The following is a 21,100-nucleotide window of genomic DNA, read 5'->3' as shown; positions in this document are numbered from 1 at the left end:
CATAGATGCCGCCCATGGACTTGGGTTGAATGGGGGGTAGGAATGGGAAGAGAGCATAACTTTCCATGCTCAACGCGGTTACAATGCCACCCGCGTGGAATGGATCGACACTCAAGAGCGCACGGCGACGCTCGGCTGCCAATTCTTCTGCGGTCTCAAAGCCGCGCAACAGCAACAGTCGTCCGAGTTGACCGATCTCGGTTCGCCAGCTACCGAGAAGCTCGCCTGCCGCATCGTCCTCGCCTATGAAAGCGCGCGCGCCTGCCCATGCCTTAGACAAGGACAAGATCGGCTCTGACAAGAATATTGACTAAAGTCTGCCTTCAGGCTATCCCAATCACGCAGGTCTCATCTCCCTGACCATTTCAGCAGGGCTCTGGCCAAAATAGTGCTTGAATTCCCGGCTGAATTGGGAGGGACTTTCATACCCGACCCTATCGGCTGCCATGTCAGCTTTCATGCGCTGATGAGCCATAAAATACCCGGCCTTATTCAGTCGGATCTTTTTGAGATAGTCAAGGGAGAATCCGAGGTGATCTCCTTAAAGGTGTTATGGAAAGCGGAAGCGCCCCTATTTACGATTTGGGCCAGTTGATCAACCTCAATCTTCTTTGCGTAATCGCTTTGTATGATCCCCATTTTTTATTAACGAACAAGTAAGGCTGTGAAGATTTCCAAATAGTATTACTTGATATTCCCCCCTCTTGAAAGATAAAGTGCAAATATACCGTTTCGACTTTCAAATTTATGGGATCAGGAGATGCTTTCATGGCAAAAAAAGAAAATTTACAAAAAAAACAGGCAGCACATCCTGCCCAGGATAAAAAATTTCCTATTGTTGGAATGGGCGCATCTGCCGGCGGCCTGGAAGCCTTTGAAGCCTTTTTCAGTGCCATGCCAAAGGACAGCGGAATGGCCTTTGTCCTGATTTCTCACCTGGATCCTACCCATATCAGTCTCCTGCCGGACCTGATTCAGAAAAAAACCGAGATGGCGGTTCTGCTGATCGAAGACGGTTTGCAGATTCAACCCAATACCGCATATGTCATCCCGCCGAACAAGGATGTGGCGATTCTAAACGGCGTTCTGCATCTCATGGATCTGCCCCGCCCCAGGGGGTTTAATCTGCCCATTGATAATTTCTTTAAAAGCCTGGCCCTGGATCAGGGGGCCAATGCCGTCTGTATTATCCTGTCCGGCACCGGCAGTGACGGCAGCCTTGGATTAAAACAGATCAAGGGCGAACTCGGCATGGTTATGGTTCAGGATGAAGCTTCTGCCAAGTATGACGGCATGCCCAGAAGCGCCATCGCCACCGGATTTGCAGACTATGTGCTTCCCGTGGAAAAGATGCCGGAAGCACTGATGAAATACGCCCGGCACGCCATTATTGAACCCGGAAACAAAGTGGGTACGGATGAGGAAAAATTTCATAAAGCCCTTCAGAAAATCTATATCCTCCTGCGGTCCCACACCAATCAGGATTTTTCCCTTTATAAGAAAAATACCATCATCCGGCGGATTGAACGACGGATGAATGTCCACCAGATCAGTAATATCAATGACTATGTCACCTATCTTGCAAAAAGCGAGCGAGAAGTTCATATCCTGTTCAAGGATCTTCTAATCGGTGTGACCGGTTTTTTCAGAGACCCCGAGGCCTTTGATGTTCTTCAGGAGACGTTTTTACCAAACCTGCTCGCCGATAAATCCGAAGACGCCGGGGTCAGAATCTGGGTGCCGGGGTGCAGCACTGGCGAAGAAGCCTATTCCCTGGCCATTGTGCTGCAGGAATGCATGGAAAAAATGAACCGGCATTTTACAATCCAGATTTTTGCAACTGATCTGGATGAAGATGCCATCAATGCTGCAAGATCCGGGCTCTATCCCGTCAGTATCGCGTCTGATGTCCATCCGGAAAGAATAAAACGCTTTTTCACCAGAGAGGACAGTTTCTTCAGGGTTAAAAAGGCCATCCGGGAAATGCTGGTGTTTGCACCGCAAAACCTGATTAAGGATCCGCCCTTCACGAAGCTGGATATGCTCAGCTGCCGGAATCTTTTGATTTACCTCGGGCCCGAGTTGCAGAAAAAACTGCTCCCCATGTTTTATTACAGTCTGAAGCCGGATGGGATTTTGTTTTTGGGCTCGGCTGAATCAGTCGGCCAGGAAACCAATCTGTTTGAATGTTCCGACAAGAAATGGAAAATATTCAAACGTCAGCCTCATCAGGAAAATGCCCGTCCGGCGTTAAAATTTCCCATTTCAGCCCCCATGGAGATGGATAACTCCCTGGAGATAAAGATCCCGGAAGCCGTTAAAAGGGCCGAAGAAATAAACGCTTTCATGCTGGTGGAAACCATCCTGCAGCAGAGTGATACCCCGCCCTGTGTGATCATTGATGAAAAATCGGATATCGTTTATGTTCATGGCCGCACGGGAAAATATCTGGAGCCTGCTGCCGGCAGGATGTCCAGTAATATTCTGGAAATGGCAAGACCCGGACTCAAGATTGCATTGACGTCGGCCATCAGAAAGGCTGCCACACTCAGGCATGAAGTGATTCAGAATGGCATCGATATCGAAAACAATGGCGGATTTATCACGATCAATCTGAAGGTAAAACCGATACTGGAATATGGGGCCATTCGCGGCATGCTCATGGTTGTCTTTCATGATGTCGTCAAAACAAAACAAAAGACAACGTCCAGAGTTTCTCAAAAGAACCAGACGGTAATCCATCTTGAACAGGAGCTGCAACATACCCGGGAAAATCTCCAGACCACCATTGAAGAACTGGAAACTTCTAATGAGGAACTCAAATCCACCAATGAAGAACTTCAATCCACCAACGAAGAGCTGCAATCAACCAACGAGGAGCTTGAGACCTCAAAAGAAGAGCTTCAGTCCCTCAACGAGGAATCCGCCACGGTAAATGCCGAACTGCAGAGCCGGATCGATGAATTGTCCGACGCCAATGACGACATGAAAAACCTGCTGAATTCCACCCAGATCGGAACGATATTTTTAAATATGGATCTGAATATCCGGCGCTTCACCGACATGGCCACCCGGCTGATTCCCCTGGCTGTTACGGATATTGGTCGTCCCATCAGTCATTTTGCCTCGGAGCTGAGAGATTTTCAGCTGGCGGATCATGCACGGCAGGTTCTCAAAGATTTGATTACCCAGGAATTTGAAGTGGAAAGCCAGAGCGGCCAGTTCTTCAGGACCCGGATCATGCCCTACCGTACCATGCAGAATGTCATTGACGGGGTGGTTGTGACCTTTGAAGATATTACGGAATTCAAAAAATTCCGCTGGACTGCCCAGCGGTTGTCCGTGATGGTGAATTCATCGGAAGCCGTCATCATCCAGGATGAAGACGGTGCCATTACCTTCTGGAATACTGGGGCTGAAAAATTATATGGATTTACCGAAGCAGAGGCGCTGGCCATGAATTTTTGTCATCTGGTGCCTGAAGAACAGGAAGAATCCTTCCGTTCCTTCATGAAGACCGTAATCTCAGAGGGACGTTCTCCTGTCTTTAAAACCCAGCGACTTTCCAAAAATAAGACACGCATAAGCGTAGGGATTATCGCAGCGGCTCTCAGGGATGAAAAAAGCGGCATCAACAGCATGATCACGATTGAAAGGGATATCAAGGAATGGCCGGCCAATTCGGTGAAAAGATAAAAGCCCCCCCATTTAAAGCCGAAGGTATGCGTATGAAAAAGAACAAAAATGTCCAGGACAAGTTCAATCAACTGCGCCGGCAAGCTGAAGAATTAATCAGAGGCAAAGCGTTTGCCTCTCCGATGGTTGCTGAAGATCCCATAAAACTCATCCACGAACTCCAAACCTATCAGATCGAACTGGAGCTGCAGAATGAAGAACTGAAACGTTCCCAGCAGGACCTGATGGAGAGCCAGGTGAAATATACACGGCTGTATGATTTTTCACCTGTGGGGTATCTGTCCCTGAGTTTAAAGGGAGTGGTTTTAAATGCCAATTTAACGGTTGCCGATATGCTCTCAACCCAGAGGAGTCTCCTGCTGGGAAAGCCGCTGTCAGCCTATATCTTTTTTGAGGATCAGGATATTTTTTACCGGCACTTAAACGAACTTTCCGCGTCCCAAAAAAGACGGTTGTGCGAACTGCACATGAAAAATCCGGAGGGCGGCATATTTGATGTGCAGTTGGAAAGCACGGTTGTTAGGGATGAAGCAAAGGGATCGATTCAGATCCGGACCGTGGTCACAGATATTTGCGAACGCAGGCAGGCAGAAGAAAAACTTCAGCAGTTTAAAAACATCGTGTATAGTTCATTTGACCTGTTGGCCCTGATTGACACCCAGTTCAGATATCTTGCCGTAAATGAAACCTATTTGAATTTTCATGATAAAACCAGAGATGAGGTCATCGGGCATTTGAAATCTGAAGTTTTCAATGAAGCGTTTTTCGTGAAAACGATCAAACCCAATGCTGAAAAATGTATGAACGGATACAATGTCCGCTACAGCGAATGGTTTGAATTCCCCACCATGGGACGCCGATACCTCGATATCGAGTACTCACCGTACAGGGGGAACGACAAAAAGATCAAAGGGTTTGTTGTCAATGCCCGTGACAGTACCGATCTCAAACAGGGCCGCATCTTATTGGAAAAGAACAAGCTTCAATTGGAAACTGTCCTTAACAATATTGAATTGTCCATCTACATTACCGATATAGATTCAAATGAGATCCTTTTTATGAACAAACACCTGAAACAGCATTATCAGAAAGACCTGACCGGCGAAATCTGCTGGAAATCGTTTCATGAAAATCAAGACCGCCCCTGTGACTACTGCAAAAAGGAAAAATTGACAGACTCAGATGGAAAGCCTGTGACACCCTGTATCTCGGAGGTTTACAACAAGGAACAAAACACATGGCAGGAAAAGAGTGATTCGGCTATTCCATGGATAAACGGCACGCTTGTCCATCTCGGTATTGTAACAGACATTACGGAGCGAAAGCGGTTCGAAGAAAAGCAAAAACGGATAAAAAAAATTCTTGAAAAAAAAGTGAAGGTACGGACTGCGGAATTGGAAGATATGAATGCGGCCCTGAAGGTGCTGCTCCAAAAAAGACAGGACGATAAAGAGGAGATGGAAAATAAGATTTTTGCCAATCATAAATTATTAATTTCCCCCCTTCTTGATAATCTGAAAAAAAACCTTTTGCGGGAACACGAAAGGGAAATGATCGATATCCTGGAATCCGAGTTGAAAAACCTGATATCGCCGTTTTCAAAAAAAATGTCTGACCGGATGATAAATTTGACCCCCACGGAAATTCACGTTGCCAGTCTTATTAAAGCTGGAAAAACCAATAAAGAAATTGCATCTTTATTGAACAGCTCCGTTCATACCATCGCCCGGCATCGAGAAAATATCCGCAAAAAAACAGGCTTGAAGAATAAAAAAACAAATCTTCGAACATTTTTGCTCACCATGGAATAAATCAGTTATTCTGATTTTTATCGAATTTTGCCTGACCTGTCGAACTTGCTTTTAATAATAGGGAAGTTTCCAGTACCAGGCATTCCTGGGCCTGCAGAAGTTGTTCCATAATTCACCTCCTTGTCACATTTGAGCAGGCGCAACAGAGATTGCCTTTACCGTGTGTCTAAAATGTGACGGATTGTTTTTGCAAGATCGGATATTTCTACCGGTTTTTCAATATACCCTGCAATTCCAAGTTGCCGGGCCTTGTCTTCATCTATAAGGGAGCTATGGCCCGTGCAGAGAATGATCGGAATATCGGATCGAATATCCTGCAATGCCCGGGCCAGTGAGATGCCCGTCAGGTTCGGCATGGTCATATCGGTTACAACAATATCAAAATATCCCGGGTTCAGCTTGAATATGGCCAGCGCATCTATCGGATCGGTCATGGCTTCAATCCGGTAACCAAAAAGCTTGAAGGTTTCTTCTGCCACCGCTGTAATGTCATTTTCATCATCCACAAAAAGGATGCTCTCCGTACCATGAACAAGGTCATACGGGGGGGCTGCCTTTATTTCAGGTTTCTGGTCAATCACGGGGAAAAATATTGTGAAACAGGCCCCTTGTCCTGGTTTTCCGGTTACCGTAACCGCGCCGTCGTGATTTTTAACAATGCCGTGAACAACGGCCAGGCCTATCCCAGACCCCTTTCCAACGTCCCTGGTTGTAAAATAAGGATCAAATATCTGGCTCATGATTTCAGGATCAATGCCCGGACCAGTGTCACATACCGATATTTTGGCGTAAGCTCCGGCTTTCAGAGCCGGATAGTGTTCCACATCGCCCTGTTCTAAAAATTGAGTTTCCAATTTGATTTCAATGGAGCCTCCGGTTTCTTCCATTGCCTGGGCGGCATTGGTGCACAAGTTTATCAGAATCTGACCGAACTGAATGACGTCTGCCAGGATCATCACATCGGTATCCGGAACAATTGTGCGGATATTTATGGTAGATGGAATCAATGACCGCAATAATTTAAAGGTTTCATTTATTTTAAAGGAAACATCGATCGGTCTTTTTTCCTGATCAGTCTTAAAACTGAAACTGAGGAGCATCTTCACAATGCCTGCGGCCCTTAAGGCGGCGGTTTGAATGGTGTTAAGCTTAGAATATAACGGTTCCCATTCCGGGAGGTCTTCCATGAGAAATTCAACATTCCCGATAATGATGAACAGGATATTATTGAAATCATGGGCAATGCCCCCGGCCATAGTTGCGATGGCTGTCATCTTGTGGACCTGGAAAAGCTGTTTCTGTATGTATTCCTGCTCTTTTTCCATTGTTTTTCGTTCGCTGATGTCAATGACCACGGTTCGATATCGTCCGGGGGTGCCGATCTGATATGACATAACCGTGCTTTCCAGTTGTGCATCAAAGGGGGCGGCGTCTGTTTTTTTCATGCGCAGTTCGCAGACCTGTCTTGTTTTTTCATCGGCAAGGCGTCTTAGGTGCTGATAGAAAATGTCCTGATCTTCAGAAACGATATGGACGGATAACGACTGGTCAATCAGAGAACTCCTTTCGATTGCCAACATATCTGCGAGAGTCAGGTTGGCATTCAGGATCATGCCGTTGACGCCGATGGTAAGGTACCCCACGGGTGCAAAATCATAAAGCCGGGTGTATTTTATCTGGGTTTCCACCAATTCCTGCTGCGACCGTTGCAGCTCTTCATTCTGCAGTTCCAGTTCAATCTGGAAGGTCTGAAGTTCATGGATTAATTTGAGCGGATCATCCACAACAGGTGGCGTGCTGGGAAAAGTCTTATTGGCCATCATGATTTCAGCCTGTTTGCGCAATCGATGAAATTTTTCCTGTGCATTTGTTTTATGATTCATTTAAGATCCCTGAACGGTGGCAGCCCTGTTGCCCCCCGAATGGTCCAAGAGACTTGTGGATACCAATGTGGAGCGCTTGAGCGACACAGACCTTTTATGGGCGGACATCGTATTTATGGGGGGGATGACGGTTCAGCGCGAATCTGCCTGCCGGATTATTGACCGCTGCCTTGCCTTTTCGGTGCCCCTTGTCTGCGGCGGTCCTCTGTTTACGGCGGAACCGGAGCAATTCCGGGCTGTGGATCACCTGGTGCTGGATGAAGCCGAACTGACTCTGCCCCTGTTTTTATCAGATTTGAAAAAAGGGCGGGCAAAAAAAATCTATCGGGCGGGAGGGTTCAGTGATCTTGGTGAGACGCCGGCCCCCTTGTGGCATCTGCTGAATATAAAACGGTATGCCGCCCTGAGCATCCAGTTTTCCAGAGGATGTCCCTTTAACTGCGATTTTTGTAATGTCACCGCATTGTTCGGACACAGGCCCCGGCTAAAAACCCCCGACCAGATCATTGGGGAACTGGACCGTATCTATGATCTTGGCTGGAGAAGCAGCATATTTTTTGTGGATGATAATTTTATCGGCAACAAACGGTTTTTAAAGGACCACCTTCTTCCTGCCCTGATCCAATGGCGCAGGGATAAAAAGGGATGTGTCTTTTTCACGGAAGCTTCCATCAACCTGGCCGATGATCCGGATCTGCTTTCCCTGATGGTAAAAGCGGGATTTGACTCGGTCTTCATCGGCATCGAGTCCCCGGATGAAACCGCCTTGAGCGAATGCCATAAAATCCAGAATAAAAACAGGGATCTGCTTGAAAGCGTGGCCATCATCCACCGCAGCGGCCTGCAGGTGATGGGCGGGTTTATCGTGGGATTTGACAGTGACCCTCCCTCGATTTTTCAACGCCAGATCGATTTTATCCAGAACAGCGGGATCGTCATGGCCATGGTGGGGATGCTTCAGGCCCCTCCCGGAACCCGGCTGTTTGACAGGCTTCAGCGCCAGAGCCGGGTGGTCAGACCCTTTACCGGCGATAATGTGGACGGTACCACCAATATTCTGCCCCAGATGGGAATGGAGGCGCTGTCAAAGGGGTATCAATTGATCATGGAGCAGATATATTCCCCGGCAAACTATTACCGGCGGGTCAGGACCCAGCTGCGGGCCCTCACGCCCCCTGAGGTGTTTGCACCCCTGGACTTCCAGCGGTTTCTCTCTTTTTTCAGGGCCAGTTTCAGGCTCGGGCTCCTGGGAAAAGAGCGGTTTTGCTATTGGAAGCTGATCCTGTGGACCCTTGTTCGAAGACCCAGGCTGATCTCTTTGGCCGTGACCTTATCCATATACGGGTATCATTACCGGAAAATCTGTGAACGTTATATCTATTAACCCATGATGCGTGCCTTCCCTTGGGATGGCATCTCGTAAAGGAGCTGACCTGTGACCGATTACCCAGAATCCCAAATAAGACTTCCGGACAGGATGACAAGAAAGGAGTGAAGATGGTCAATAATATTCAAAAAAAAATCTGTGCCGTACTGAAAGATGCTTCTCCCCAACCCGGTTACGGCCTGGAAGATGAATTTTCAGGGCTGAGGAGCTCAAAGGCGCGGCCGTCAGATCTGGCAGCTAAGTGGAAGGAAAAATATTATTATCTGCTCGCTGACCTGGAAAATACGAAAAAACGCCTGGAACGCGCCTCTGCTCTTGAAATAGAGGGGCAGAGAACAGAACTGCTCAAAGATGTGCTTCAGGTGGCAGACGGACTGGACCTGGCCCTGAATCATTTACCCGGTGAAGATGACAGCCGGAATATTTTTCAGGGAATCCAAGGGCTCAAAGGCATTCTGGATCAGTTTTTTGTCATGTATGAGGTCAAACCAATGGAGGCTCTTGGCGCGGTATTTGACCCGAATGTCCATGAAGCCCTTGGGGTGACCCGAAGCCCGGAAGCTGCGGCTCACACCGTGGTTCGGGTTGAAAGAAAAGGATATTTGTATCGGGATAAACTGCTGCGCCCGGCCCAGGTACTGGTGGCGGCGGGGTAAGGCCAGTCCCGCTTCCGGGGCCGCTTCGCTGCTTCTCCCGGCGGATGAGATCCACCATGGGCTGGATAGTCCACAGATCAATACCCGTATCCGGCTCATCATAGATCGCCAGTTTCGGAGTTCTTGCAATAATGGTGGCTATCTCAATCTTTTTGATCTCTCCGCCCGAAAGTTTTGCATCCACGGGCTTGTCAAGAAAATCCATGGAACATATCCCCACCCGGGAGATAATTCTGGCCAGTGTATCTTCATCGTCCTGTCCCGATGCAATGGCCAGCAGATCCCGGAAGGTGGTGCCCTTGAACCGGGCTGGATGCTGAAAACCATTGCATCCGTGTTTTTTTATATGAAAAAGTTTAACCACGGAAATCACTGAAGATGAAATTCTGTGATTTCCGTGCGTTCCGTGGTTAAAATATTTTTCATGGTTTGTTGTGTCCGCCAGGTCATGGCTGTTATAAAAAGCAAAGTCATCTCAATATGCCGGCATCCGATCAATGCTGTCTTTTAGTTGCGTGATTTCTATCCCCAGACTCAGGCATTGTTTATCGTCGATACACAACTCGGCATCCCCGGTCTCCAGATAGGTTTTCAGCTCCTTGCCGTCCCTTATAAGGCTGACGCACCATTGATTGATCTTGTCATCGTAATTTACATTTAGGTCAATACCGCATCTACCGATACCTGGATAAATCTTCCTGATTTTTTCACAAAGTTCTTCCTTGTTCATAATAACTCCTTGTCATTGATTGTTAAAATTCCCCAGACTCAAAATCCCGGGCAGATTGTTTCGATGTCCGCTATCACGGATCATCAGTTCTTTGTCTCCGTCCTTGACGCCTCTTTCGATGGAAAACCCCGGCTTTTTCCCCCTGGGCTCGCCTGTTTGATATATTGATAAAAGTCGCTGTCCGTGGTGAGAATCAGTACGGAATTCTTATTCGTTTTTTCCTTGTAGCTTTCAAGGGTGCGCAAAAAGGCGTAGAATTCCGGATTTTTATTGTACGCGTGGCCATAGATTTGCGTAGCTTCAGCGTCGGCTTTGCCTTGGACCTCCTGCACCTGGCGGTAAGCTGTTGAGCGAATCTGGCGCAGCTCTTTTTCCATTGTGCCGAGGATCTCGGCGCTGCGTCCCTCGCCTTCGGAACGGAACTGCGCAGCAATGCGCTTGCGCTCGGAAATCATGCGCTCATAGACCTTTTCACGGACGCTTTCAACGTAGTCGAGGCGCTTGATGCGCAAATCCACAAGTTCAATGCCGTATTGCGGGATGATCTTCTGTGCTTCAGTCAGTATTGTTCGGGTGATCTCCTCCCTGCCCCGGGCAATCTCCCTTTTAAGTTCCTCTTCGCGCTCCTTTGGTATCTCCTTCAGGGCCTCGCCCTCGGGCACTTCCCACGATGCGCTGCGCACGAGTTCAACGAGTTCGCTGCTTGACACCTGGTCGCGTACCACTGAATCGAGAATATCATTCAAGCGCGACTGGGCCCCTTTTTCGCTGGCCACATTTTCCAGAAATTTTTTCGCATCGGAAATCCGCCATCGGGCCGTGGTATCCACCCAAATGAACTCGCGCCCCTTGGTGGGAACCTGGTTCGGATCTCCGTCCCAGACCAGCAGACGCTTTTCGAATCGCCGGACCTCCTGCACAAAGGGCAGTTTCATGTGCAGCCCAGCCTCGGTAACCGGTTCCCCAACAGGCCGGCCAAACTGCACGATAATGGCCTGCAGACCCTCTTCCAATGTATATAGACCGCCATAGAGTACGATACCGATCGCCATCGCTATTGCAAGGGCTGCTGCTTTCAAGGTAAACTTCATGGTTTTCCCCCTTGTGCGGATGGTTGCCCACTGGATTCCAATGGGAGCCAGGGCACCATGGCCTTCTGGTCCTTATCCACGATATAAAGTCCTTTCATGTCTGACAGGAAACCGGTCATGGCCTCCAGATACAGCCGCCGGCGCGTCACCTGCGGTGCCTGTTCGTATTGTCCTAAAATGGCCTCAAAACGGTTGGCCTCACCTTTGGCCCGGTTTACGCGTTCCAGTGCGTAACCTTCGGCCTCACTGATGCTTTGGGTCGCCACCCCCCGGGCTTTGGGGATTTCCCGGTTGGCCTGTTCCTGGGCTTTATTGATCGTTTGCTCTTTGTCCTGACGCGACTCATTGACTTCATTAAAGGCCGGTTTTACGGTATCCGGCGGGGTCACATCCTGAAGTTCCACGGTAACCAGACGTACGCCTGACTCATAGGTTGTCAGGATTTTCTGAATTTCGTTTTTGGCTTCACTGGCCACTGCCACCCGTCCGGTGGTCAGTACATCGCTGCCCAGACGGTTGCCGACCGCACGGCGCATGACCGCCTCGGTCGTGTCGCGAATTGTTTTTGAAGTGTCGCGGACCTGGAACAGGTAGCGGATCGGGTCTTCGATGCGGTACTGGACGATCCACCGAACGTCAATGACGTTCAGATCCCCGGTGAGCATCAGTGACTCGTCCTTGTAGTTGCCGCGTGAATCATAACGGGTTTTTTGACCGGGAACGGTGGAAACCGAGACCGTCCGAAACCCGAACTCTTCTTTGAGCACGCGAGCCGTGGGCAGCAGACGGACCGTTTCGATACCATAAGGCAATTTGAAATGCAATCCCGGACCGGCCGTGCGCATGACCTTGCCGAAGCGCTGTACAATCCCTGTTTCCTCAGGTTGGACGGTGAACCATGAAGTCCATAAAACCACCACTATCACGCCAACGACAAGGATGAGGATCGGACCGCCTTTGAATTTATTAAACTGCTGTAGAATTTCCTTCAGCACGCCATTTAACGCCGGTTTGGATCCCCCCGGCGGGGTATTCTCTTCAGTCAAAACTTACCTCCTGTTTTATTTTTGCATTTTTGCATTTTTGATTTATATCGCAACTTGTGTGCCAGGCATCAACTGCCTGGTCTTTCATAACCATCTTCTTGATATATATAGCGAATTCGATTTATAAGACTTGATTTTACAGATTAAGTAAACCGCAGGAAAAGGTCATATCCAACCTTAGGTCATATATGGCCTTTTTTATTCCAGGTGTGTTTTCGGATAAGACATCACAAGCGGAGTGATGATAAACATCAATCAAACTTCCTGGCATAATGTTTTATTTAAATTTTGAAATTGCATTTTTTATACCCTTTGTAAAATCCTCCAAAGCACTTGAAGTTCCTTTACCCAATTCTTTCCAGGCTTCTCCGCTTGCCTGGCGGATATTATTCATCCTTTTATTTAACGTGCGGTAGCGTTCCTCTATCACCTTGCGATCCTCTTCAAACTTTACCCTGAACCCTTTTTCCAGATTTTTACTTTTTTCTGTCATGTCCTCCATAATGGATTTGAGGGATTTGATCTGCTGCTCCAGCTTTTCGATATAAAGCGTCTTGTCACCTTCAGGCCTGCAGGTATCTACAGAAGAGGATTCAATGCTCATTTTATCCATCAGAGACTGATGATATTTTTGTCTTTCAAAAATCTGGTCGGATTTTAGGTTTGTCATGGTTTGCTCCTTCTGTTTTTTTATGAAACAAATTTTCTCTTTGGGTCCAATTCCGTTCTTCTGGCAGATGATAGTGACAGCGAATTTGTTGTCACCTGCATCAACCTTCTTGATTGATGAAGACTTTTGACTCGCTCCAACTAACACCTTCGATCCATTGCGGTGCAATCAGGACCTTTTTTCCCGTCCACCAGTTCTGCGTATCAACGATCAGATACCGAATCGCCCAGTTCTCGTCATCAATGATAAAGTCTTCGACGTGGCCGATCTCGCCATCTGAGGCTTGGATATGATAGCCGGTTACAACTTTGGTACTGCGCAAATGAGGATCCCACCCTTTTTCGTCCATGACGGAGTCTCTCCATTTGTCACGCTCACGTACAAGGTTGGGATGAGCTCCCCACATATATTGGCCGATCCAATAATTCGGCCAGCCATAATACTCGTGGCAGGCTTCCTCGAATTGTCGTGAAACAGGCTTGTCACTGCTTAAGGATGGGCTTCTCTCGATTTGCTGTTGGGTCAAATCAATGGCAATGCGTTGCTCTTCTTTCATTACGGCTACCAGCGCATACGGGGAGATCAACACCTGCCTGCCCATAAGCAGCTTGCTTCCTGCCGTGTCGGCGACCAGATAGCGGATTGCCCAGTGCCGGTCGTCGAAGTAAAATTCTTGGACCTTCCCGGTTTCTCCATCACGATCGGCCAATTTGTAACCGGATAATGTTTTTGCTTTGTTTAGCATGGTTGGTCCTTTCTCTCCTTCCTGGTATCGTTTTCGCTTTTCCCGAAGTTTATTCATTGTTACATTCATATTTCGAGCCAAACATAACAAAATTTAATTTTTCGTCTTGGGATCGCAGATGAAATAAAGAGAATAATGACATCAATGGATTACAGCCGGAGAATAGAATTGCCTTAAAATTAGATCGCATATGGCCATGTGGCCATATAAAACCTATTTCATTCACCTTCATTTCAACTTTGAAAAAGATATTTACTTCCACTGATTTTCTATAGAAAGCGATATTTTCGGCCATGAAAAAGGTGAATTTACCGGCGCAGACCGCAGCCACAAGGGACGATTTGAGATTGCTGACAACGCCACCCTGTTTCTGGATGAAATCGGAGAACTTCCCCTGGAATTGCAGTCAAAGCTGCTCAGGGTAATTCAAGATGGTGAATTTAAGCGGTTGGGCAATTCGCGCACCACCAAGGTGGATGTACGGATTATTGCCGCGACAAACCGAAATCTTGAGGAAGAAGTTAAAAAGGGGCGTTTCCGAAGAGATTTGTGGTACCGGCTCAATGTCTTCCCGATTACCTCCTTTTGATTCCCTATGAGTTTCATTTTTCGCTGTGGCCGATCCTCCTGCGGTCATGCCGGTGATCCAGGACATGGGACTGCAAAAAGGTACGATATGGCCAATTGAACAAATAAAACCGTTTTTGAGCCCCATCCCCCTCTTTGAATAAGCCCTCTCCTTCCGGTGTTTTTCCTTAAAATCCAGTACCATCAAATAATAACTCCCCCTATCAGAATCTTGGCACAATGATTGCTTTATGCTCTATAAGATTCGAACACTCCCATGTCCAGAAAAGACGAAAAAATGGGCAATGGAAAAAGAAAACCAATTTTAAACCAGGAGGGAAAATTATGGGTGACAAAGGAAGACGAGACAAAGGAAGGCGCGAAGAACAGAAAAAAGCCAAACAGACGCCAAAAGAGAAACGCAAAGAAAAAAAGAAAAGTAGCACTCCGGAAACAATTCTGGGGAGAGGCCCAAGTGACGGTTAACCGTCCTGTTTATTTCGATAGTCCAGCATGATTTTAAGAGGTGGTCCGAATGATGATTGTCAGAATGATTCTCAATGCATATCCGGAAAAACATCTGGAAGTGCTGCAAACCCTTCTCTCCCTGATGGAACCGATGAGAAAGGGCCCCGGCTGCAGAAGCTGTTGTGCCTTTTACGACATTGACGATAAAAATCGATTTACACTGCTGGAAGAATGGGAAACCCGAAAAGACATGGACAACCACATTCAATCCCTTCAGTTCGGTGTGCTTCTGGGAACAAAAACACTTTTATCTGAACCGCCCTGGATTCGAATCCATACCGTGTCCCAGACCTGGGGGATGGAGGCTGTCCAGGCGCTCAGGCGAAAAAAAGGGCTGATGGTATAAAATTGTTCGAAAATCCAGGCTGACATCTGTGGCCGTGACTTTATCCATATACGGGTGTCATTAAGTGTTGCGAAATCTTTGGAAGGGATGTCCGGAAATCAGATGTGCTGTGCCGGTATGGCGGGGAAGAATTTGTCATCCTGTTTCCCGACATCCACGCCTCTGCTGTGCCGCGGATGGCTGAGAAAATCCGGAAAGAGGTGGAAGAATCCAGACCGGACGACATTTTTGTGACCATCAGTATCGGGGTTACCCAGGGCCAGGTTAAAAAGAGCTCCCATAACAGTTTTCTTTCCTGGATCTCGAAAGCAGATAAACACTTATACAAGGCCAAGTCCAACGGCAGAAATTGCGTTGTGCATGATTGCTCAAAAAGGATCTCCCTATGTCAAACAAACCAAACCCGTTAAAAGCCATCCAGGAGAAATTGCGCAGCCTGTTTGCCGGAACAGAATCAAAATCAGATAAGAAACCTGGGGCTCCAAAACCGTTCTTAAACATCTGGACCGTTATGATTATTTTTTGTGGGCTTGTCTTTCTGCAGCAGCCTTTTTTTGCTCCCAAGAGACAAACGATCCCCTACAGTCAGTTCAAGCAGTCCATGGCTGAGGGCAATGTGGATGACATCGTAATCAGTCCTGAGACGATTGAAGGCATGCTCCGGGGAACACCGGGACAAAAATTTGTTACCGTCCGGGTGAATGATCCGGGCCTAGCAAAAGAGATGGATGAACGCAATATCCGTTATGCCGGCCGAACGGAGAACCGATTCTGGGGTTACCTTCTATCCTGGGTTCTGCCCCTCGGGTTTTTTTTCCTGATCTGGCGGTTTACCGCAAAAAATATGGGCGGCGGCATGGGGGTGATGTCCTTTGGTAAAAATAAGGCCAAGATTTTTGCAGAAAGTGACACCAAGATCTCTTTTGAAGATGTGGCCGGCATTGACGAAGCCCGTGAGGAGCTCGAAGAGGTGGTTGATTTTTTAACCACACCGGAAAAATTTCAGAAACTGGGCGGAAGAATCCCCAAAGGCGTCCTTCTGGTGGGACCGCCGGGAACCGGCAAAACGTTGCTGGCAAAGGCGGTGGCCGGTGAAGCAAAGGTGCCGTTTTTCAGCATCAACGGATCAGAGTTTGTGGAGATGTTTGTGGGGGTCGGCGCGGCAAGGGTTCGCGATCTTTTCTCCCAGGCAGCCGGCCAGGCCCCATGTATCATCTTTATCGACGAACTGGATGCCCTGGGCAAAGCCCGGGGAATGAATGCCATGGGAGGCCATGACGAACGGGAGCAGACATTGAACCAGCTTTTGGTGGAGATGGATGGTTTTGGTACCAATAAAGGGGTCATTATCATGGCTGCCACCAACCGGCCCGAAATTTTGGATCCGGCACTCTTAAGACCGGGCCGCCTGGACCGGCAGGTCCTGGTGGATCGTCCGGATATCAACGGCCGGGAAGCGATTCTGAAAATCCATTCCAGACATGTGGTGCTGGGTGATGATGTGGACTTAGGAAAAATTGCCGGCCGAACGCCCGGTTTTGTGGGTGCGGATCTTGCGAATATTGTCAATGAGAGTGCCCTGCTGGCGGCCAGAAGCAACAAGGAAGTCGTGGAATCCAGCGATTTTGACGAGGCCATCGACCGGGTGATCGGGGGGCTTCAAAAAAAGAACCGGGTGATGAATGCCCATGAAAAAGAGATTGTTACATTTCATGAGTCCGGCCATGCCATTGTCGCTGAATCGGTTAACCTTGCCGATCCTGTCCATAAAATATCCATTCTTCCCAGGGGGATCGCAGCGCTGGGATACACACAGCAGCAGCCTACGGAAGACAGATATTTGATGACACGTTCTGAATTGCTCGATCGGCTGGCAGTACTTCTGGGGGGCAGAGTGGCAGAGGAACTGGTATTTAATGAAATATCCACCGGTGCCCAGAACGACCTCCAGCGGGCAACAGATATTATCCGGTCCATGGTGGCGGAATACGGCATGAGTGACCGGATAGGTCTTGTGAGTTATGAGCGGCAGCGAACCCCCATGTTTCTGCCCCAGGGCTATTCTTCCGAAAAAAATTACAGTGATGAAAGCTCTGCCCGGATTGATGAAGAGGTCTCCTTGATGATGGAAGAAGCCCATCGGCGGGTACACAAGATCCTTTCAAACAAAAGGGCGTTGCTGGATAAGCTGGCGGCACTTCTCTCCAAACAGGAAACCGTCCGGGGGGACGAGCTTAGAGCAATGATGAACTCATGACCGAACAATACGGAACGGAGTAGCTATGATGGACCTTGCACAGTTTGCAATCATTTTAATCTTTGTCGGATTTCTGTTCTGGATGGCCAACAATTACATTCCCATGGACAGGAGAATACGGTGGATTCTTAACATTCTCGCGGTTATCTCCGTTGTCTTGTGGTTGGGCAATCTGTTTGGGACATTCGATTCCTTTCACATCGGTAATTGGATGAATTGACCAGGCCGCAGCAGACCGCCACTTGTTGGCGTGGCCATTCCCTTGAGACTTCCTGATCATTCCCACCACTTGGAAAGCGGTCAAATATGACCGCTTGGATACATATGATCTTTTTTATCCGGTCATTAAGTACATCCCATTCTATTTGCTGATTTTATTTTATTTATTAATCAACACGTTACATAGCTGACGCTGGTGTTTTTTGTCCTGGCACGTAATGTGAAGTGTGAAATGTGAAATGTGAAATATGAGTTTAAAGAAGCCATCCTAAAAAGGAAAAAAACGATATGAAAAATGCATCTAAAGAAACAGTGTATCCTCCCGGATATTACGGCAAGAAAATGATGAGCGCCTCAGATTGGGCCGGTACGCAAGTCAGAAAATGGGAACGGGCCCAGGCTCAAATAAAAACAGCCAGCCATTTTTCACAAAAGCATTGTATTTGTTTATCCCGCGGGATAGGGGCAGGCGCCATGGATGTGGCCGATTTTCTATCGGAAATAACAGGCTATCGTGTGATCGATAAAGAAATTATAGAACACATGGCAAAAGATTCTTCTCTCACAGAAAAGATCATCACGTCTTTTGATGAGCGGTTTCCAGGAAAGATGAGTGAACTGCTTGTTGCACTCTCTGTGGAAAAAAAATTTTTCAAAAACGATTATGTCAAACAGCTGGCAAAAACGGTTACCGCATTAGCACATACCGAACCCACGATATTTATCGGCCGGGGAACCCATTTGATTCTGCCCCGCCATACCATTCTATCTGTACAATTGGTATGCAGCAAAAAGCACCGGATTAAAAAACTGGCGAAGATGCTGGGTATCGGGAACAGTGAAGCAGAAGCAAAATTAAACATCATTGATGATGACCATCATGAATTTTTTCAAAAGGTTTTTCTCAGGGAAAAAACATCCCCGGATGAATTTGATCTGGTCATTCATATGGATCACATTACCCAAGAACATCAGGTTGCCCATATCATTGCGTGTGCCTTTGAACAAAAATTTCAGGTAAATTTCAAACACAGGAAATAACTCCGTTTGACTGTTGAAAAAAAGTTTCACAAGAAAAAACGGATTGGGGCAGCAAAAGGGAAAATGATGTCACCCTGCTGCCCACAACCGGAACAGGGAGAGAATATGATACCGAAAGAACGCCCCGTTAAGGGGATCAACTCCATTGCCGTCATCGGCAATTACCTGCCCAGACAATGCGGCATCGCAACGTTTACAAGAGATCTGGTTGAAGGTTTGTCTGACCGGGCCAGGGATATCCATTGCTGGGCCGTTGCCATGAACGACAGAATAAAAGGATATGCCTATCCTGAAAAAGTCCGCTTTGAGATCAATCAGAATAAATTGGCTGATTACGGTATTGCCGCCCAATTTTTGAATATCAGTCACACCGATATTGTCTGTCTCCAGCATGAATTCGGTATTTTCGGGGGACCGGCCGGCAGCCATCTTCTCAAGCTGCTGTCAGATCTGCAGATGCCGGTGGTGACAACACTGCATACCGTGCTGAAAGATCCTTCTTCCGAATATCGTAACGTCATGATCAAACTGGGGGAATTGTCAGACAAACTGGTGGTCATGAGTAGAAAAGCAGAACAATTTCTCCAGGAGATATATGGTATTCCCCGGGAGAAAATCGCTTTTATACACCATGGCATTCCGGATATGCCTTTTATCGATTCAAGTTTTCATAAAGACAAATTCGACGTGGAAGGAAAAAAGGTCTTACTCACCTTTGGCCTGCTCTCACCCAACAAAGGAATTGAAACCGTTCTGCAGGCACTTCCGGCTGTGATCGACAGATACCCCGAAGTGATGTATATCATCCTTGGCACCACCCATCCCCATGTGCTGAAAACCAGAGGGGAAGCCTACCGGATAATGCTCCAGCAAATTGTTCACAATCTGAATCTCAGCGACCATGTTATATTCCGGAATAATTTTGTCCCGTTGAAAGAGCTGTGTGAATTTCTGGGCATTGCAGATATTTACATCACCCCGTATCTTGAAAAGGCACAGATTACTTCAGGAACCCTTGCCTATGCCATGGGAACAGGTAAAGCTGTTATTTCAACCCCTTACTGGTATGCAGAGGAAATGCTGGCACACGGCAGGGGTAAAATCGTACCGTTCAACAATCCCAGTGCCATGGCAGAACAGATCAATGCACTTTTATGCGATGATACCCAGCGGCATGCCATCCGCAAAAAAGCATACACCTTCACAAGGGAAGCTGTGTGGGAAAAAGTCTGCCAGAACTATCTTGACCTCTTCAATGAGGTCCGTCAGAAGCGAATCCGGCATCCAAGACCCAGACATTCCTATGTGGAAAACATCAAAGCCATTACCCGCTTTGACCTGCCCGAGATCAAGCTGGATCACCTGAAATCCATGACCGATGACACCGGCATGCTACAGCATGCAGATCATACCATTCCCAACCGATTGCATGGATACTGCACGGATGATAATGCCAGAGCCCTGCTGGCGGCGGCCATGGGACAAAGATATCTGCCGACCAACGGCCTTGGACTGGATGCCTTAAGCGGCCATTATCTGGGATTTCTTTTATACGCATACAATGAAACAAACGGCCGGTTTCGTAATTTTATGACCTATGCAAGAGTGTGGGCTGAGGAGACCGGGTCCGAGGATTCCCACGGACGGGCCGTCTGGTGCCTGGGAAAAACCGTGGCGTTTCTGGAAAATTCAGATCACCTGGCCATGAGCACCATCCTTTTTAAAAAGGCATTGATTGCCGCAGAAAATTTCAGATCGCCCCGGGCCATCTCATTCTGTCTGGTGGGCCTGGATGCCTACCTGGAAAAATTTTCCGGTGACAGTGATGCCAAACGGATCAGAGATGTTCTGGCAGAACGATTGTTCAATCAGTTTTGCGAAAATAAAACAGATGAGTGGCCATGGATAGAGGAGACCCTGAGCTATGCCAATGCCAAACTGCCCCATGCCCTTCTGGTATCCGGCCATCGCATGGAAAATCACGAGATGGTGAAGATGGGTTTGGACAGTCTTTCATGGCTGTTTTCCATCCAGACGGCAGATCACCATTTTGCCCCCATCGGCTGTAACGGCTGGTATAAAAAAAAGGGGGAAAGATCCAGGTTTGATCAGCAGCCAATAGAAGCCAAAACCATGGTTGAAGCATGTGCCGCAGCCTACAGCATTTCCCATGACCGGCAATGGTTTGAAAATACCGTGATGTGTTTTAACTGGTTTCTGGGGCACAATGATCTGAACATGCCGCTGTATGACCCGAAAACCGGCGGATGCCGGGACGGACTCATGGTGGACGGCATCAACCAGAACCAGGGAGCTGAATCAACGCTTGCCTGGCTGTTATCGTTAATGACACTGCAAAAACTCTATGCCGATGAACTGCTGCATCAGTCTTCACCCTGATCAACAGGGTAAATATAAAGGAAAATT

The 21,100-nt window shown here is 47.8% G+C and carries 17 protein-coding genes and 3 pseudogenes; 12 read left to right on the top strand and 8 right to left on the bottom strand.

All coding sequences use genetic code 11. From position 1 onward, the window contains the following. Nucleotides 1–337: 337 nt before the first annotated feature. A pseudogene (locus Q366_RS21960) lies at nt 338–505 on the bottom strand (helix-turn-helix domain-containing protein); the annotation flags it as partial. Nucleotides 506–768: 263 nt separating this feature from the next. On the opposite strand from Q366_RS21960, the gene Q366_RS10895 reads away from it, so the two are divergent. Both Q366_RS10895 and Q366_RS21290 read left to right on the top strand, forming a co-directional pair. After that, a complete protein-coding gene (locus tag Q366_RS10895) occupies nt 769–3,696 on the top strand; it encodes a chemotaxis protein CheB (protein ID WP_051957986.1) in 2,928 nt (975 codons plus the stop codon). After that, a complete protein-coding gene (locus Q366_RS21290) occupies nt 3,669–5,507 on the top strand; it encodes a PAS domain S-box protein (RefSeq protein WP_051957985.1) in 1,839 nt (612 codons plus the stop codon). The genes Q366_RS10895 and Q366_RS21290 overlap by 28 nt, the downstream gene beginning before the upstream one ends. A gap of 155 nt (nt 5,508–5,662) precedes the next feature. Here the strand turns inward: Q366_RS21290 and Q366_RS10885 are convergent, their stop codons facing one another. Beyond that, a complete protein-coding gene (locus Q366_RS10885; RefSeq protein WP_051957984.1) occupies nt 5,663–7,390 on the bottom strand; it encodes a hybrid sensor histidine kinase/response regulator in 1,728 nt (575 codons plus the stop codon). Nucleotides 7,391–7,418: 28 nt separating this feature from the next. On the opposite strand from Q366_RS10885, the gene Q366_RS10880 reads away from it, so the two are divergent. Both Q366_RS10880 and Q366_RS10875 read left to right on the top strand, forming a co-directional pair. Continuing rightward, entirely contained in the window at nt 7,419–8,774 is a 1,356-nt protein-coding gene (locus Q366_RS10880; protein WP_245619933.1) for a B12-binding domain-containing radical SAM protein, read from the top strand. A 113-nt stretch (nt 8,775–8,887) separates the two neighbouring features. Then, nucleotides 8,888–9,433 carry a nucleotide exchange factor GrpE gene (locus tag Q366_RS10875; RefSeq protein ID WP_035238842.1) on the top strand — a complete coding sequence of 182 codons (546 nt, stop codon included), beginning with the start codon at nt 8,888–8,890 and terminating at the stop codon, nt 9,431–9,433. A 151-nt stretch (nt 9,434–9,584) separates the two neighbouring features. Here Q366_RS10875 and Q366_RS21955 read toward each other — a convergent pair. The 6 genes and pseudogenes from Q366_RS21955 to Q366_RS10845 all read right to left on the bottom strand — a co-directional run. Then, nucleotides 9,585–9,797: pseudogene (locus tag Q366_RS21955) on the bottom strand (hypothetical protein); the annotation flags it as partial. Nucleotides 9,798–9,908: 111 nt separating this feature from the next. Next, on the bottom strand, nt 9,909–10,163 hold the full coding sequence (locus tag Q366_RS10865) for a hypothetical protein (RefSeq protein WP_035238838.1): 255 nt from the start codon (nt 10,161–10,163) through the stop codon (nt 9,909–9,911). An 83-nt stretch (nt 10,164–10,246) separates the two neighbouring features. Continuing rightward, nucleotides 10,247–11,254, bottom strand: coding sequence for a protease modulator HflC (gene hflC / locus Q366_RS10860; RefSeq protein WP_084691791.1), 1,008 nt, complete (start codon nt 11,252–11,254; stop codon nt 10,247–10,249). After that, the gene (gene hflK / locus Q366_RS10855) at nt 11,251–12,174 is read right to left on the bottom strand and encodes an FtsH protease activity modulator HflK (protein WP_211251885.1); all 924 of its coding nucleotides are present in this window, start codon (nt 12,172–12,174) and stop codon (nt 11,251–11,253) included. Before hflK ends, hflC begins: the two co-directional genes overlap by 4 nt. 403 nt (nt 12,175–12,577) lie before the next feature. Then, nucleotides 12,578–12,970, bottom strand: a complete 393-nt coding sequence (locus Q366_RS10850; RefSeq protein WP_035238837.1) for a sll1863 family stress response protein — start codon at nt 12,968–12,970, stop codon at nt 12,578–12,580. Between the two features lie 100 nt (nt 12,971–13,070). Continuing rightward, complete coding sequence (locus Q366_RS10845) at nt 13,071–13,715, bottom strand: PRC-barrel domain-containing protein (protein ID WP_051957982.1); 645 nt, start codon at nt 13,713–13,715, stop codon at nt 13,071–13,073. 271 nt (nt 13,716–13,986) lie between these two features. On the opposite strand from Q366_RS10845, the pseudogene Q366_RS20840 reads away from it, so the two are divergent. From Q366_RS20840 to Q366_RS10805, 8 genes and pseudogenes are all read left to right on the top strand, one after another. Next, nucleotides 13,987–14,295 (top strand): annotated as a pseudogene (locus tag Q366_RS20840) (sigma-54 factor interaction domain-containing protein); the annotation flags it as partial. 332 nt (nt 14,296–14,627) lie between these two features. Next, nucleotides 14,628–14,768: a hypothetical protein gene (locus Q366_RS21555; RefSeq protein WP_169742954.1), complete on the top strand. Its 141-nt coding sequence runs from the start codon at nt 14,628–14,630 to the stop codon at nt 14,766–14,768. A 49-nt stretch (nt 14,769–14,817) separates the two neighbouring features. Beyond that, nucleotides 14,818–15,156, top strand: a complete 339-nt coding sequence (locus Q366_RS10830) for a putative quinol monooxygenase (protein ID WP_035238831.1) — start codon at nt 14,818–14,820, stop codon at nt 15,154–15,156. A gap of 59 nt (nt 15,157–15,215) precedes the next feature. Continuing rightward, nucleotides 15,216–15,566 (top strand): diguanylate cyclase, encoded by a 351-nt coding sequence (locus Q366_RS10825; protein ID WP_084691790.1) that lies wholly within the window; start codon nt 15,216–15,218, stop codon nt 15,564–15,566. Next, nucleotides 15,542–17,413 carry an ATP-dependent zinc metalloprotease FtsH gene (gene ftsH, locus Q366_RS10820; RefSeq protein ID WP_051957980.1) on the top strand — a complete coding sequence of 624 codons (1,872 nt, stop codon included), beginning with the start codon at nt 15,542–15,544 and terminating at the stop codon, nt 17,411–17,413. The genes Q366_RS10825 and ftsH overlap by 25 nt, the downstream gene beginning before the upstream one ends. Nucleotides 17,414–17,438: 25 nt before the next feature. Beyond that, on the top strand, nt 17,439–17,633 hold the full coding sequence (locus Q366_RS22275; protein ID WP_084691789.1) for a Thivi_2564 family membrane protein: 195 nt from the start codon (nt 17,439–17,441) through the stop codon (nt 17,631–17,633). 287 nt (nt 17,634–17,920) lie between these two features. Beyond that, nucleotides 17,921–18,673: a cytidylate kinase-like family protein gene (locus Q366_RS10810; RefSeq protein ID WP_035238829.1), complete on the top strand. Its 753-nt coding sequence runs from the start codon at nt 17,921–17,923 to the stop codon at nt 18,671–18,673. Nucleotides 18,674–18,778: 105 nt separating this feature from the next. Beyond that, on the top strand, nt 18,779–21,073 hold the full coding sequence (locus Q366_RS10805) for a glycosyltransferase family 4 protein (protein ID WP_035238898.1): 2,295 nt from the start codon (nt 18,779–18,781) through the stop codon (nt 21,071–21,073). Nucleotides 21,074–21,100 lie beyond the last annotated feature (27 nt).

It is taken from the genome of Desulfobacter vibrioformis DSM 8776 (assembly GCF_000745975.1).
Classification (GTDB): Bacteria; Desulfobacterota; Desulfobacteria; order Desulfobacterales; family Desulfobacteraceae; genus Desulfobacter; species Desulfobacter vibrioformis.
This window is presented reverse-complemented; position numbering and strand designations above follow the sequence as displayed.

Coding starts and splice junctions, on each gene's coding strand:
- Q366_RS10895 (WP_051957986.1), top strand. CDS start 769: ATGGCAAAAAAAGAAAATTTACAAAAAAAACAGGCAGCACATCCTGCC.
- Q366_RS21290 (WP_051957985.1), top strand. CDS start 3,669: ATGGCCGGCCAATTCGGTGAAAAGATAAAAGCCCCCCCATTTAAAGCC.
- Q366_RS10885 (WP_051957984.1), bottom strand. CDS start 7,390: ATGAATCATAAAACAAATGCACAGGAAAAATTTCATCGATTGCGCAAA.
- Q366_RS10875 (WP_035238842.1), top strand. CDS start 8,888: ATGGTCAATAATATTCAAAAAAAAATCTGTGCCGTACTGAAAGATGCT.
- Q366_RS10865 (WP_035238838.1), bottom strand. CDS start 10,163: ATGAACAAGGAAGAACTTTGTGAAAAAATCAGGAAGATTTATCCAGGT.
- hflC (WP_084691791.1), bottom strand. CDS start 11,254: ATGAAGTTTACCTTGAAAGCAGCAGCCCTTGCAATAGCGATGGCGATC.
- Q366_RS10850 (WP_035238837.1), bottom strand. CDS start 12,970: ATGACAAACCTAAAATCCGACCAGATTTTTGAAAGACAAAAATATCAT.
- Q366_RS10845 (WP_051957982.1), bottom strand. CDS start 13,715: ATGCTAAACAAAGCAAAAACATTATCCGGTTACAAATTGGCCGATCGT.
- Q366_RS21555 (WP_169742954.1), top strand. CDS start 14,628: ATGGGTGACAAAGGAAGACGAGACAAAGGAAGGCGCGAAGAACAGAAA.
- Q366_RS10830 (WP_035238831.1), top strand. CDS start 14,818: ATGATGATTGTCAGAATGATTCTCAATGCATATCCGGAAAAACATCTG.
- ftsH (WP_051957980.1), top strand. CDS start 15,542: ATGTCAAACAAACCAAACCCGTTAAAAGCCATCCAGGAGAAATTGCGC.
- Q366_RS22275 (WP_084691789.1), top strand. CDS start 17,439: ATGATGGACCTTGCACAGTTTGCAATCATTTTAATCTTTGTCGGATTT.
- Q366_RS10810 (WP_035238829.1), top strand. CDS start 17,921: ATGAAAAATGCATCTAAAGAAACAGTGTATCCTCCCGGATATTACGGC.
- Q366_RS10805 (WP_035238898.1), top strand. CDS start 18,779: ATGATACCGAAAGAACGCCCCGTTAAGGGGATCAACTCCATTGCCGTC.